This is a genomic window from Duganella sp. Dugasp56 (genome assembly GCF_047304105.1).
GTDB lineage: Bacteria > Pseudomonadota > Gammaproteobacteria > Burkholderiales > Burkholderiaceae_D > Rugamonas > Rugamonas hordei.
In genome coordinates, this window is record NZ_JBGLYQ010000013.1 from 109,354 (window position 1) to 122,453 (window position 13,100).

Below are 13,100 nucleotides of genomic sequence, written 5' to 3' on the forward strand. Positions count from 1 at the left end.
AGAGCTATTATGTTTGCAACGATTACAGTCAGGACCAAGATTTTGACGCTGCTGGGCGTCGCAGTGCTGGCACTGCTGGTGGTGGTGATCATTTCCTTCATGGGTTTGAAAAAGGAAGGCGAGATGCTGCGCGAGATAGGCGTGGTACGCCTGCCGTCGGTGCAGGCGCTGATGGCGATGAACGAGGCCAAGACGGCGCTGCGCTCGTCGGCGCGCGCCGTCGATGCGCTGGCCAACTATCCCGACCAGGCCGACGAGCTGCCGCATGAGCTGAAGCGGCAGGGCGATATCATGGCGCAGTTCGAGAAAGCCTGGAAAATCTACGAGCCGCTGCCGCAGACGGTCGAGGAAGAAAAGGTGTGGAAGCAGTTCATCAAGGAGTGGGACGACTGGAAGCAGAAGAACACCATGTTCACCGATCAGCTGTCGAAACTGATACGTACCGACAAGGACAAGCGCAAGGAGGAATTCGTCGAGCTGCACAAGGTGCTGCTGGCCAACCGCGACGCCTTCCACGCGATTGAGAACAGTCTGGGCAAGCTGGTGCAGATCAACGTCGACGTCGGCAACGACTCGGTCAAGGAGGCCGAGATCGCGTCGTCGCGCGCCCAGACCCAGATGTACACGGCGTCCGCCATTTCGCTGGCGTTGCTGGTTTCGCTGGGCCTGTTGATATTGACGGGCATCCTGCGCCAGCTGGGCGGCGACCCGAGCTACGCCGCCGAGATCGTGCGCCAGGTGGCCGACGGCGACCTGAGCGCCGACGTCGAGCTGAAGTCCGGCGACAGCACCAGCCTGCTGGCGGCGATGAAGGGCATGATCGAGAAGCTGTCGCACGTGGTGCAGGAAGTGAACAACGGCGCCGAGTCGCTGGCCAGCGCTTCGGAAGAGGTCAGCGCCACCGCGCAGTCGCTGTCGCAGGCGGCCAGCGAGCAGGCCGCCGGCACCGAGCAGACCAGCGCCTCGGTCGAGCAGATGACGGCGTCGATCTCGCAGAACACGGAAAATGCCAAGGTCACCGACGGCATCGCCAGCAAGGCGGCGCTGGAGGCGGCCGAGGGCGGCGAGGCGGTGCGCTCGACGGTGGCGGCGATGCAGCAGATCGCCAAGAAGATCAGCATCATCGACGACATCGCCTACCAGACCAACCTGCTGGCGCTGAACGCGGCGATCGAGGCGGCGCGCGCGGGCGAGCACGGCAAGGGCTTCGCGGTGGTGGCGGCCGAGGTGCGCAAGCTGGCCGAGCGCAGCCAGGTGGCGGCGCAGGAAATCGAGCAGGTGGCGTCGAGCAGCGTGGAGCTGGCCGAGAAGGCCGGGCGGCTGCTGGACGAGATGGTGCCCAACATCCGCCGCACCTCCAACCTGGTGCAGGAGATCACGGCGGCGTCGGAAGAGCAGTCGGCCGGCGTCGGCCAGATCAATTCGGCGGTCACGCAGCTGAGCCAGACCACGCAGCAGAACGCGTCGAGCTCGGAGGAGCTGGCCGCCACGGCCGAGGAGATGAGCGGCCAGGCCGAGCAGCTGCAGCAGACCATGTCCTTCTTCAAGCTGGCCGGCTATGGCGCCAGCACGCGCAGCGTGCGCGCGGTGGCGCCGGTGCGCGTGGCACGGGCCAAGCCGAAAGCTGGCGCCACGGCCGGCAGCCGCCGTATGGCGGAAATGAGCGATCCAGACGAAAGCAATTTCACTAAATTCTAAGCGAGGCCGGCATGAATACCTTGAGCGTAGCGGAGCCGCGGCAACTGGCGGCGGGTCCAGCGCAATATCTCAGCTTCATGCTGGGACCGGACATGTTCGCCATCGGCATCCTGGCGGTGCGCGAGATACTCGAGTACGCCGGTGTCACGCCGGTGCCGCAGATGCCGGCCTGTATCAGCGGCGTGATCAACCTGCGCGGCACGGCGGTGCCGGTGCTGGACCTGGCGCGGCGGCTGGAACGGGCGCCGTCGCCGATCGGCAAGCGCACCTGCATCATCGTGGTCGAAGTGGACAGCGACGACGGCCCCTTCGTGATCGGCATCCTGGTCGACGCCGTCAACGCGGTGCTGGATATTCCGGCCGCCGATGTCGAGCCGGCGCCCAGCTTCGGCGCCCAGGTGCGCGCCGAGCTGCTGCAGGGCATAGGCAAGGTCAACGGCCGCTTCGTGCTGCTGCTGAACGTGCAGCATGTGGTATCGGCCAGCGAGATCGCCGCGCTGTCGGCCGGCGGGGCCTTGCCACAGAATTCATAGCGCCACTATTCAGGAGACTGATATGTTTGCACAGATAACCGTCAGGACCAAGATCCTGACGCTGATCGCGATCGCCGTGCTGGCGTTGTTGATGGTGATGGCGATCGCTTTCCAGGGGCTGAAAAAAGAAAGCGAGATGCTGGCCGAAATCGGCAAGAACCGCATGCCTTCGGTGAAGGCGCTGATGGCGATCAACGAGGGCAAGACCGGCATCCGCTCGGCCAACCGCGCGGCCGAGGTGGTCGCCGCCTATCCCGAAGATACGGCGGAAATCGCGCAGCAGATCAAGCGCCGCGCCGAGATCTTCGCCGAGATCGACAGCGCCTGGAAAGTCTACGAGCCGCTGCCGCAGAGCGCCGATGAAGCCGCGCTGTGGAAGACCTTTGTCAAGCAGTGGGACGCCTGGCGCCTGAAGGACGCGGAGTTCGGCGGCCTGCTGACCCAGATCAGCGGCGCCGACCTGGCCCGGCGCAAGGAGCTGTTCCTTGAGCTGCACCGCAACCAGGCCGACAACCGCCCCGTCTTCCGCGAGGTCGAGGCCAGTCTCGACAAGCTGGTCGAGTTGAACGTCAAATACGGCGACGACTCCGTGCAGGAGGCGGACGCGGCGTCGTCCAGCGCGCTGACCAGCATGTATGTGGCGTCCGGCGTGGCGCTGGCGCTGCTGGTGGCGATTGGCCTGCTGATCCTGAGCGGCATCATGCGCCAGCTGGGCGGCGACCCGGGCTATGCGGCCCGGATCGTGCGCCAGGTGGCCGACGGCGACCTGAGCGCCGACGTCGAGCTGAAGTCCGGCGACAGCACCAGCCTGCTGGCGGCGATGAAGGGCATGATCGAGAAGCTGTCGCACGTGGTGCAGGAGGTGAACAACGGCGCCGAGGCGCTGGCCAGCGCTTCGGAAGAGGTCAGCGCGACGGCGCAGTCGCTGTCGCAGGCGGCCAGCGAGCAGGCCGCCGGCACCGAGCAGACCAGCGCCTCGGTCGAGCAGATGACGGCGTCGATTTCGCAGAACACCGAGAACGCCAAGGTCACCGACGGCATCGCCAGCAAGGCGGCGCTGGAGGCGGCCGAGGGCGGCGAGGCGGTGCGTTCGACGGTGGCGGCGATGCAGCAGATCGCCAAGAAGATCAGCATCATCGACGACATCGCCTACCAGACCAACCTGCTGGCGCTGAACGCGGCGATCGAGGCGGCGCGCGCGGGCGAGCACGGCAAGGGCTTCGCGGTGGTGGCGGCCGAGGTGCGCAAGCTGGCCGAGCGCAGCCAGGTGGCGGCGCAGGAAATCGAGCAGGTGGCGTCGAGCAGCGTGGAGCTGGCCGAGAAGGCCGGGCGGCTGCTGGACGAGATGGTGCCCAACATCCGCCGCACCTCCAACCTGGTGCAGGAGATCACGGCGGCGTCGGAAGAGCAGTCGGCCGGCGTCGGCCAGATCAATTCGGCGGTCACGCAGCTGAGCCAGACCACGCAGCAGAACGCGTCGAGTTCGGAGGAGCTGGCCGCCACGGCCGAGGAGATGAGCGGCCAGGCCGAGCAGCTGCAGCAGACCATGTCCTTCTTCAAGCTTGCCGGTGTGTCACGCAGCGTGCGCGCGGTGGCGCCGGTGCGCATGGCGCCGCGGGCCAAGCCGAAAGCCGGCGCCATGGCCGGCAGCCGCCGCATGGCCGAAATGAGCGATCCGGACGAGATGAACTTCATCAAGTTCTGAGTCCCGGCGCGTGTGGCGTGGATCGTACGCCACAGCGTGAGTATTGGTTAGATTTGATGCTGCGGATTGGTTCACAATGGCTAGTGGCTACACGTTACCTCGGAGAAACCCCTCATGTTCAAGCAGATGAAAATGGAAACCCGGCTGCATGCCGGTTTTGGCGGCATCGTATTGCTGGTGATATTGCTGGGCGTAATAGCCTTCGCCAAGCTGACTTCTCTGCATGATCACTGGAACGAGTTCGAGACCGTGACCCTGGCGCGCAAGAACGCGGTGCTGGAAGGCGTGACGGCGCAAGGCCTGGCGGTGCACCACTTCAAGAATTACATCCTGCGCGGCGGCGACTACAACAGCAAGTTCCGCGCCGACCTGGCCACCATCGAGCAGCATATGGCCGGTTACAAGAGCGCCGGCAGCGTCACCGCCGAGGAGCAGGCGCTGTTGAACGAGGTGGCGGTGAGCACCAAGGCCTATGGCGACAGCATGACCCAGCTGGAGGCCATGCACGAGAAGGGGATGACCCCGGTGGAGATGGACAAGTCGATCAAGGGCGCCGACGAAGCCATCGCCAGCGCCTTCCGCAAACTGCTCAAGGTCAACGCCAGCGAAACCCAGGCTGAATCGACGGCGATGACCGAGGTGACCAACTCCGCCAAGCAGATGATATTGGCGGTCGACGTCTGCATCGCCATCCTCGGCTGCGTGCTGGCGGTGTGGCTGGCGCGCAGCCTGTCGGGCATCGTGCGCGAGGTGCAGTCGGTGGTCGCCAGCCTGGCCGGCGCCTCGCAGGAAGTCAGCGCCACCGCGCAGTCGCTGTCGCAGGCGTCCAGCGAGCAGGCCGCCGGCGTCGAGGAAACCAGCGCCTCGATCGAGCAGATGACGGCGTCGATCGCGCAGAATACGGAAAACGCCAAGGTCACCGACGGCATCGCCACCCAGGCGGCGGTGGACGCGACGCGCGGCGGCGAGGTGGTGAAGGCGACGGCGGCGGCGATGAAGCAGATCGCCAGCAAGATCAGCATCATCGACGACATCGCCTATCAAACCAATTTGCTGGCGCTGAACGCGGCGATCGAGGCGGCGCGCGCGCATGAACACGGCAAGGGCTTCGCGGTGGTGGCGGCCGAGGTGCGCAAGCTGGCCGAACGCAGCCAGGTGGCGGCGCAGGAAATCAGCAAGGTGGCGTCGGACAGCGTGGAGCTGGCCGAGCAGGCCGGCCAGATGTTCGACGCGCTGGTGCCCAACATCCGCAAGACGTCGGACCTGGTACAGGAAATCACGGCGGCGTCGGAGGAGCAGAGTTCCGGCGTACGGCAGATCAACAGCGCGGTGATCCAGCTGAGCGAGACCACGCAGCTCAACGCGGCCAGCTCGGAGGAACTGGCCGCGACGTCGGAAGAGATGAGCGCCCAGGCCGAGCAGTTGGGCGCCCTGATGGCGGTGTTCAAGCAGTACGCGGTCGACGAGGCCCCGCGCGGCACGCGCTCGACGCGTCCGACGATGCTGCGGCCGGGCGTCGCCTCGGCGCGCGCCGCCCGCCCGCGCAACCTCGGCCTGGTCGCCGACGGTTCGCCGGACGAGACCAAGTTCACCCGGTTCTAGGCTGGCGGCGGGGCGCTAGGCGAGCAGGGCGACTTGATGCAAGCCCGGCCGCAGCCCCTGCCGCGGCGCCTGCGCGGCCGGCGTCAGCTGGAACACGCTGACGGTGCCGAGCAGGCTGGCGGCCTGCTCCTGCAGCGATTGCGCGGCGGCCGCCGCCTCCTCCACCAGCGCGGCGTTCTGCTGCGTGACTTCATCCATTTGCGCGACGGCCTGGTTGATCTGGTCGATGCCCAGCGTCTGTTCGCGGCTGGCGTCGCTGATCTCGGCCATGATGCCGCTGACGCGCTCCACGCTGGCGACGATGTCGGACATGGTGGCGCCGGCCTGCCGCACCAGGCGGCTGCCGGTATCGACCTTCTCCAGCGAATCGCCGATCAGCGCCTTGACCTGGCGCGCCGCGTCGGCGCTGCGCTGGGCCAGGCTGCGCACCTCGGTGGCCACCACGGCAAAGCCGCGTCCCTGCTCGCCGGCGCGCGCCGCCTCGACCGCCGCGTTCAGCGCCAGGATATTGGTCTGGAACGCGATGCCGTCGATGACACCGATGATGTCGACGATCCTGTCGGAGCTGTGCTTGATGTCGTCCATGGTGCTGACCACCTGGCCGACCACGCCGCCGCCCTGCGCCGCCACCTCCGACGCGGATGCCGCCAGCTCGTTGGCGCGGCGCGCGTTGTCGGCGTTTTGCCGCACGGTGGCGGTCAGCTGTTCCATCGAGGAGGCGGTTTCCTCCAGCGAGGCGGCCTGCTGCTCGGTGCGCGCGGACAGGTCCAGGTTGCCGGCGGCGATCTGGCTGGACGCGGTGGCGATGCTGTCGGTGCCGCTGCGCACCTGGCCGACGATGCCCACCAGGTCCTGGTTCATGGTGCGCAGCGCCTGCAGCAGCTGGCCGGTTTCGTCGTTGCTGCGCACGGCGATGTCGCGGGTCAGGTCGCCGGCGGCGACGCTGCGCGCCACGCTGACGGCGTGCGCCAGCGGCCGCGTGATGGCGCGCACCAGCCACCAGCCGATGCCGCCCGCGAGCAGCAGGCCGAGCGCGATGACGCCGGTGGCCAGCGCGCGCCGCACGCCGTAGTTGTCCTGCGACTGTTGATACTCGGCCTTGGCGACGTCGAGCTGCAGCGCGATCAGGTCGTTGAGCGGCGCGCGCAGGCTGTCGTACATGGGCAGCATGGTGCCGCGCACCAGCTGGTCGGCCAGTTCCGGCTGGCCGTGCTCCAGCGCAGCCAGCGTGGTGGCGATGGCCTGCGTCTCGAAAGCGGCGCGGCGCGCCACGAACAGCGCGGCCAGTTCCTTTTCGCGCGGCGTCAGGTAGGTGGCCGCGTAGGCGGTCCAGTTGTCGCGCTCGCGCTGCAGCGTCTCGCGGATCGCCGCCAGCTGCGGCGGCGCGCCGGCCTTGGCGGCCAGCGCGATCTGCAATTGCGCCCGCACCAGCGAGCGCGCCACCTGGTCGAGCTGGCCCAGCGCGACCAGGCGGTCGTCGTACACGGTCTTCAGCGAAGCGTTGACCTGCGCCATGCCAGACAGGCCGTAGACGCCGATGGCGACAAGCTGCAGCGACAGCAAGGCGAGAACAAAAATCAAACGGGCGCGGATGCTGAGATTGCGTAGCATGGTTTCCTTCAAAGGCTAATTTCCGACTGGAAATAAACGCCTGAGTGTAGGACCGGCCCTATCGACAGGATATTAACTAGTGACTGACTTCAGCAAAAAATTTGCGGCATCAAGGCTTGACGAACTTGAGCGTCATGCGGTCGCTCTCGCCGATGGCCTGGTATTTGGCGCGGTCTTCATCCTTGTTGGCGTAGGTCGGCGGCAGCGCCCACACGCCGCCCTTGTGGTCGGCGTTGTCCTTGGGATTGGCGTTGATTTCCGACTTGGCCGCCAGCTTGAAGCCGGCCGCTTCGGCCAGGCCGATCACGTATTTCTCGTGCATGTAGCCGGAGCTGGCGTCGGCGTCCTGGGTTTTGCCTGCCGGCAGGCGGTGCTCTTCCACGCCAAGTATGCCGCCCGGCTTCAGGCTGGTGTAGAGGCTGGCGAACAGCGTCTTCATATTGTCGGGCCCGGTTTCCATCCAGTTGTGGACGTTGCGGAAGGTGACCACCATGTCGACGCTGCCGGCCGGCGCGAACTCGTATTTGCGCGGCGGCGAGAACACGCCCAGCGCCACCTTGTTGTAGACGGCCGGATTGGCGTTCAGGCGCGCCATGAAGCGCTCGGCCGCCTTGCGCTCGTTGGCGTCGGGCGAGGCCAGGTCGTTGCCGCCGGTGATCAGCTTGCCGTGGTCGCGCAGGTAGGGCGCCAGGATCTCGGTGTACCAGCCGCCGCCCGGCGCCAGCTCCACCACCGTCATGGTCGGCTTGATGCCGAAGAAGGCCAGCGTCTCGTACGGATGGCGGTAGACGTCGCGCGCGACGTTGGCCGGCGTGCGCGACGGCGCGGCGATGGCGGCCTTCAGCGCGGCGTCTTCGGCGGCGACAGCGGCGCCGGCGCCAAGCAGCATGGTGGTGGCCAGCGCGGCCAGTATGGTTCGTTTCATGCAAAGTCTCCTGAAGGTTCGTGGGCTCGGGGCGACGCGGGGACGGTCGCCCTGCCGGATCATCTGTCAAGCTTGCAGGGAGGTCAAGCTAATTGGCTGCGGACACCGGCCGGACACTTTGCGGACACTTGCCGGACAGATGAGCGGACACTTCGATCCGTTCCGCTCTGCTTTGGTCTTGCATATCAGTCACTTGCATAATGATTTCGGTGGCACGTATTTTGCTCTTATTGCCTCTTCGGGCGGCTGGCCCGCAATCCTGTTGGAGATACTATGGAACGACGTGCATTCCTCAATGTGAGTAGTCTGGCGCTGGGCACGATGCTGCTGCCCGCCTTCGGCCGCGCGATCGCGGCGGAAGAGTTGTTGAAGCCGGTCGCCCTGCAGTTCAAGAAAATGCTGGCCGATACCGCGATGACGGCGGCGACCCAGGCCGGCGCCTCCTATTGCGACGTGCGCGTGGGCCGCTACCTGAACCAGTTCATCACCACCCGCGACCTGAACGTTGAGAACGTCACCAACACGGAATCGGCCGGTGTCGGCGTGCGCGTGATCGCCGGCGGCGCCTACGGCTTTGCCGCCACCAACGACATGACGCCGGACGGCGTGGCCGGCGCCGCGCGCCAGGCGGTCGCCATCGCCAAGGCCAACGCCAAGCTGCAGACCGAGCCGGTGATCCTGGCGCCGGTCAAGGGCGTCGGCGAAGTGGCGTGGGCCACGCCCATCGTCAAGGACTGGCGCACCGTCGCCATCAAGGAGAAGGCCGAACTGCTGATCGCCGCCAACAAGGCCGGCATGGAAGGCGGCGCCAGCTTCATGCAGTCGCTGCTGTTCCAGGTCAACCAGCAGAAGTACTTCGCCTCCACCGACGGCTCCTACATCGACCAGGACGTGCACCGCCTGTGGATGCCGGTGTTCGCCACCGCCGTCGACCAGAAGACCAACAAGTTCCGCTCGCGCCAGGGGCTGTCGTCGCCGGTCGGCATGGGCTATGAATACCTCGACGCCCGCCCCGAGCACAAGATCAAGGCCGCCGGCGGCGTGACCACGCTGTACACCAAGTCCTACGACCTGATCGAGGATGCGCGCGCGGCCGGCAAGCAGGCCAAGCAAAAGCTGACCGCCAAGTCGGTCGAGCCGGGCAAGTACGACCTGGTGCTGTCGCCGGAACACCTGTGGCTGACCATCCACGAATCGGTCGGCCACCCGACCGAACTCGATCGCGTGCTGGGCTACGAGGCCAACTACGCCGGCACCAGCTTCGCCACGCTGGACAAATGGCAGAGCAAGAAATTCAAGTACGGCTCCGACCTGGTCAACATCGTCGCCGACAAGACCACCCCGGGTTCGCTGGCCAACGTCGGCTACGACGACGAGGGCGTCAAGTGCAAGCGCTGGGACATCATCAAGGACGGCATCCTGGTCAACTACCAGGCCACGCGCGACCAGGCGCACATCATCGGCGAGAAGGAATCGCACGGCTGCTCGTACGCGGACAACTGGGCCAACGTGCAGTTCCAGCGCATGCCCAATGTCTCGCTGCAGGCGGGCAAGAAGAAGATGACGCCGGACGAAATGGTCAAGGACGTCAAGAAGGGCATCTACATCGTCGGCGACGGCTCCTTCTCGATCGACCAGCAGCGCTACAACTTCCAGTTCGGCGGCCAGCTGTTCTATGAAATCAAGAACGGCAAGATCGGCGCCATGCTGGAAGACGTGGCCTATCAGTCGAACACCCAGGAGTTCTGGAATGCCTGCGTCGGCATCTGCGACGAGCGCGATTGGCGCATGGGCGGTTCCTTCTTTGACGGCAAAGGCCAGCCGCCGCAAGTGTCCGTGGTATCGCACGGCGCTTCGACGACGCGCTTCAACGGCATCAACGTCATCAACACCGCGCGCAAGATCGCCTAAGCCCTGGAGACCACGAGATGAAGAATTTGAGTCAAGATGAAGCAAAACGTATCTGCGACAAGGTGCTGTCCTATTCCAAGGGCGATCAGTGCGAAGTGAACATCACCGGCAGCCGCAAGGGCAATATCCGCTATGCGCGCAACGCCGTGTCGACCGCCGGCCTGATCGAGGACATGCAGCTGGCGGTGTCGGTCGCCTTCGGCAAGAAGCAGGGCGTCGCCACCATCAACGAGTTTGACGACAAGTCGCTGGAAAAGGCCGTGCGCCGCGCCGAGGACCTGGCGCGCCTGGCGCCGGAAAACCCGGAGTTCATGCCGACGCCGACCAAGCAGGAATACAAGGCCAGCGACACCTTCTCGCAGAAGACCGCCGACATCGATCCTGAATTCCGCGCGCAGGTGGCGGCCTACAGCATCGAGAACAGCAAAAAGAACAAGCTGGTGGCGGCGGGCTTCTTCACCGACAGCTCGCAGTTCACCGCCATCGCCAACTCGAACGGCGTGTTCGGCTTCCAGCGCGACACGGGCCTGGACTTCACCGTCACCGTGCGCACCGAAGACGGCCGCGGTTCCGGCTGGGCCAAGCGCAGCGTCGGCGACGTCAGCAAGTTCGACCCGCGCGAAGCGTCCAACGTGGCGATTGAAAAAGCGCTGCGCTCGGTGGACGCCAAGGCGCTGGAACCGGGCCGCTACACCGTGATCCTGGAGCCGGCGGCGACCTCGGACGTCCTGGCCTATATGTTCAACGGCTTCGACGCGCGCCAGGCCGACGAGGGCCGCAGCTTCCTGTCGAAGAAGGGCGGCGGCAACCGCATGGGCGAGAAGCTGTTCGACGAGCAGGTCAACGTCTGGACCGACCCGTGGGACAAGGACGTCGCCGTGCTGCCGTGGGATGCGCAAAACATGCTGGCGCGCGAACGCCAGGACATCATCAAGGGCGGCAAGATCGCCAACCTGGACTACTCGATGTACTGGGCCAGGAAGCAGGGCAAGCGCGCCATCGGCTCGCCGGGCAACATCATCATGGCCGGCACCAACAAGTCGACCGAGGAGCTGATCGCCAATACCAAGAAGGGCGTGCTGGTCACCCGCACCTGGTACATCCGCATGGTCGATCCGCAATCGGTGCTGCTGACCGGCCTGACCCGCGACGGCACGTTCTACATCGAGAACGGCAAGATCAAGCATCCGATCAAGAACTTCCGCTTCAACGAAAGCCCGGTGACGATGTTGAACAACATCGAGGAACTGGGCAAGCCGGAGATCCTGTCGGGCGACGAGTCGCAGTACCAGCTGCTGATCCCGGCGATGCGGGTGCGCGACTTTAACTTCACGTCGCTGTCGGACGCGGTGTAAAGTAACCCCCGTCGTTCCCGCGCAGGCGGGAACCCATGCTGAGCCTCCTGGCCGGCGAAGTATGGATTCCCGCCTGCGCGGGAATGACGGCGCAAAGGCCTGCTGTATTTCAGGAGACGCAAGTGGAACGACGTTCATTTCTGAAGGTAGGCGCGGCCGCCGGCGGCAGCTTGCTGATACCGGTATTCGGCAACGCCATCGCAGCTGAAGAGCTGATGAATCCCATGGCGGTGCAGTTCAAGAAGTCCCTGGCCGACGCCGCGATGAACGCGGCCACCAAGGCCGGCGCCAGCTACTGCGACGTGCGCATCGGCCGCTACATGAACCAGTTCATCACCACGCGCGACCTGAACGTGGAAAACATCGTCAACACCGAATCGTCCGGCGTCGGCGTGCGCGTGATCGCCGGCGGCGCCTACGGCCTCTGCTCGACCAACGTCATGACCTTGGACTCGGTGGCCGCCGCCGCGCAGCAGGCCGTCGCCATCGCCCGCGCCAACGCCAAACTGCAGACCGAACCGGTGCAGCTGGCGCCGGTCAAGGGCGTGGGCGTCGTGGCCTGGGCCACGCCGTTCAAGAAGGATTGGCGCACCGTGCCGATCAAGGAAAAAGCCGAGATGCTGATCGCCGCCAACAAGGCCGGCATGGAGGCGGGCGCCAGTTTCATGTCGTCCAACCTGTTCCAGGTCAACCAGCAGAAGTACTTCGCCTCCACCGACGGCTCCTACATCGACCAGGACATCCACCGCCTGTGGGCGCCGCTGACGGCCACCGCGGTCGACAAGGCCAGCAACCGCTTCCGCACGCGCGACGGCCTGTCGTCGCCGGCCAGCATGGGCTATGAATTCTTCGACGCCCTTGCGGCCAACAAGGTCAAGGCCGCCGGCGGCGTGACCACGCTGTACAAGGGCGCCTACGATTTGATCGAGGACGCGCGCGCGGCCGGCCGCCAGGCCAAGGAAAAGCTGACGGCGAAAACCGTCGAGCCGGGCAAGTACGACCTGGTGCTGTCGCCGGAGCACCTGTTCCTGACCATCCACGAATCGGTAGGCCACGCCACCGAGCTGGATCGCGTTCTGGGCTACGAGGCCAACTACGCCGGCACCAGTTTCGCCACGCTGGATAAATGGCAGAGCAAGAAATTCAACTACGGTTCGGAGCTGGTCAACATCGTCGCCGACAAGACCACGCCGGGATCGCTGGGCTGCGTGGGCTACGACGACGAAGGCGTGGCATCGAAGCGCTGGGACCTGATCCGCAACGGCATCCTGGTCAACTACCAGGCCACGCGCGACCAGGCGCACATCATCGGCGAGAAGGAATCGCACGGCTGCTCGTACGCGGACAGCTGGAGCAGCGTGCAGTTCCAGCGCATGCCGAACGTGTCGCTGGAAGCGGGCAAGAAGCCGCTGACGCCGGACGACATGGTCAAGGATGTCAAGAAGGGCATCTATATCCTCGGCCGCGGCTCGTACTCGATCGACCAGCAGCGCTACAACTTCCAGTTCGGGGGCCAGCTGTACTTCGAAATCAAGAACGGCAAGATCGCCAATCAGCTGGAAGACGTGGCCTACCAGTCGAACACGCAGGAATTCTGGAACGCCTGCACGGCGTTGTGCGATGAACGCGACTGGCGCATGGGCGGCTCCTTCTTCGATGGCAAGGGACAGCCCAGCCAGGTCAGCGCCGTGTCGCACGGCTCGCCGACCACCCGCTTTAACGGCATCAACGTGATCAACACCGCTCGCAAGATAGGATAA

9 protein-coding genes are annotated in these 13,100 nt (G+C 65.5%); 7 read left to right on the forward strand and 2 right to left on the reverse strand.

Features of this window, described 5'->3' with window-relative positions; all coding sequences use genetic code 11:
- Nucleotides 1–9 precede the first annotated feature (9 nt).
- The 4 genes from ACCD07_RS11425 (at nt 10) to ACCD07_RS11440 (ending at nt 5,538) form a co-directional block, all read left to right on the forward strand.
- Entirely contained in the window at nt 10–1,698 is a 1,689-nt protein-coding gene (locus tag ACCD07_RS11425; RefSeq protein ID WP_413447408.1) for a methyl-accepting chemotaxis protein, read from the forward strand.
- 11 nt (nt 1,699–1,709) lie between these two features.
- Nucleotides 1,710–2,231, forward strand: a complete 522-nt coding sequence (locus ACCD07_RS11430) for a chemotaxis protein CheW (protein ID WP_176655946.1) — start codon at nt 1,710–1,712, stop codon at nt 2,229–2,231.
- A 22-nt stretch (nt 2,232–2,253) separates the two neighbouring features.
- Nucleotides 2,254–3,936, forward strand: coding sequence for a methyl-accepting chemotaxis protein (locus ACCD07_RS11435; RefSeq protein WP_413447409.1), 1,683 nt, complete (start codon nt 2,254–2,256; stop codon nt 3,934–3,936).
- Between the two features lie 114 nt (nt 3,937–4,050).
- On the forward strand, nt 4,051–5,538 hold the full coding sequence (locus ACCD07_RS11440; RefSeq protein ID WP_176655944.1) for a methyl-accepting chemotaxis protein: 1,488 nt from the start codon (nt 4,051–4,053) through the stop codon (nt 5,536–5,538).
- A 15-nt stretch (nt 5,539–5,553) separates the two neighbouring features.
- Here the strand turns inward: ACCD07_RS11440 and ACCD07_RS11445 are convergent, their stop codons facing one another.
- Entirely contained in the window at nt 5,554–7,149 is a 1,596-nt protein-coding gene (locus ACCD07_RS11445; protein WP_413447410.1) for a methyl-accepting chemotaxis protein, read from the reverse strand.
- A gap of 109 nt (nt 7,150–7,258) precedes the next feature.
- Entirely contained in the window at nt 7,259–8,074 is an 816-nt protein-coding gene (locus ACCD07_RS11450) for a class I SAM-dependent methyltransferase (RefSeq protein WP_413447411.1), read from the reverse strand.
- Nucleotides 8,075–8,347: 273 nt separating this feature from the next.
- On the opposite strand from ACCD07_RS11450, the gene ACCD07_RS11455 reads away from it, so the two are divergent.
- The 3 genes from ACCD07_RS11455 to ACCD07_RS11465 all read left to right on the forward strand — a co-directional run bounded on the left by ACCD07_RS11455 (nt 8,348) and on the right by ACCD07_RS11465 (nt 13,100).
- On the forward strand, nt 8,348–9,985 hold the full coding sequence (locus tag ACCD07_RS11455; protein WP_353404788.1) for a TldD/PmbA family protein: 1,638 nt from the start codon (nt 8,348–8,350) through the stop codon (nt 9,983–9,985).
- Between the two features lie 17 nt (nt 9,986–10,002).
- The gene (locus tag ACCD07_RS11460; RefSeq protein WP_413447412.1) at nt 10,003–11,340 is read left to right on the forward strand and encodes a TldD/PmbA family protein; all 1,338 of its coding nucleotides are present in this window, start codon (nt 10,003–10,005) and stop codon (nt 11,338–11,340) included.
- A 122-nt stretch (nt 11,341–11,462) separates the two neighbouring features.
- On the forward strand, nt 11,463–13,100 hold the full coding sequence (locus tag ACCD07_RS11465; protein WP_413447413.1) for a TldD/PmbA family protein: 1,638 nt from the start codon (nt 11,463–11,465) through the stop codon (nt 13,098–13,100).

Excerpts from the sequence above, each read along its gene's own strand:
- ACCD07_RS11425 (WP_413447408.1), top strand. The coding sequence starts at position 10 with ATGTTTGCAACGATTACAGTCAGGACCAAGATTTTGACGCTGCTGGGC.
- ACCD07_RS11430 (WP_176655946.1), top strand. The coding sequence starts at position 1,710 with ATGAATACCTTGAGCGTAGCGGAGCCGCGGCAACTGGCGGCGGGTCCA.
- ACCD07_RS11435 (WP_413447409.1), top strand. The coding sequence starts at position 2,254 with ATGTTTGCACAGATAACCGTCAGGACCAAGATCCTGACGCTGATCGCG.
- ACCD07_RS11440 (WP_176655944.1), top strand. The coding sequence starts at position 4,051 with ATGTTCAAGCAGATGAAAATGGAAACCCGGCTGCATGCCGGTTTTGGC.
- ACCD07_RS11445 (WP_413447410.1), bottom strand. The coding sequence starts at position 7,149 with ATGCTACGCAATCTCAGCATCCGCGCCCGTTTGATTTTTGTTCTCGCC.
- ACCD07_RS11450 (WP_413447411.1), bottom strand. The coding sequence starts at position 8,074 with ATGAAACGAACCATACTGGCCGCGCTGGCCACCACCATGCTGCTTGGC.
- ACCD07_RS11455 (WP_353404788.1), top strand. The coding sequence starts at position 8,348 with ATGGAACGACGTGCATTCCTCAATGTGAGTAGTCTGGCGCTGGGCACG.
- ACCD07_RS11460 (WP_413447412.1), top strand. The coding sequence starts at position 10,003 with ATGAAGAATTTGAGTCAAGATGAAGCAAAACGTATCTGCGACAAGGTG.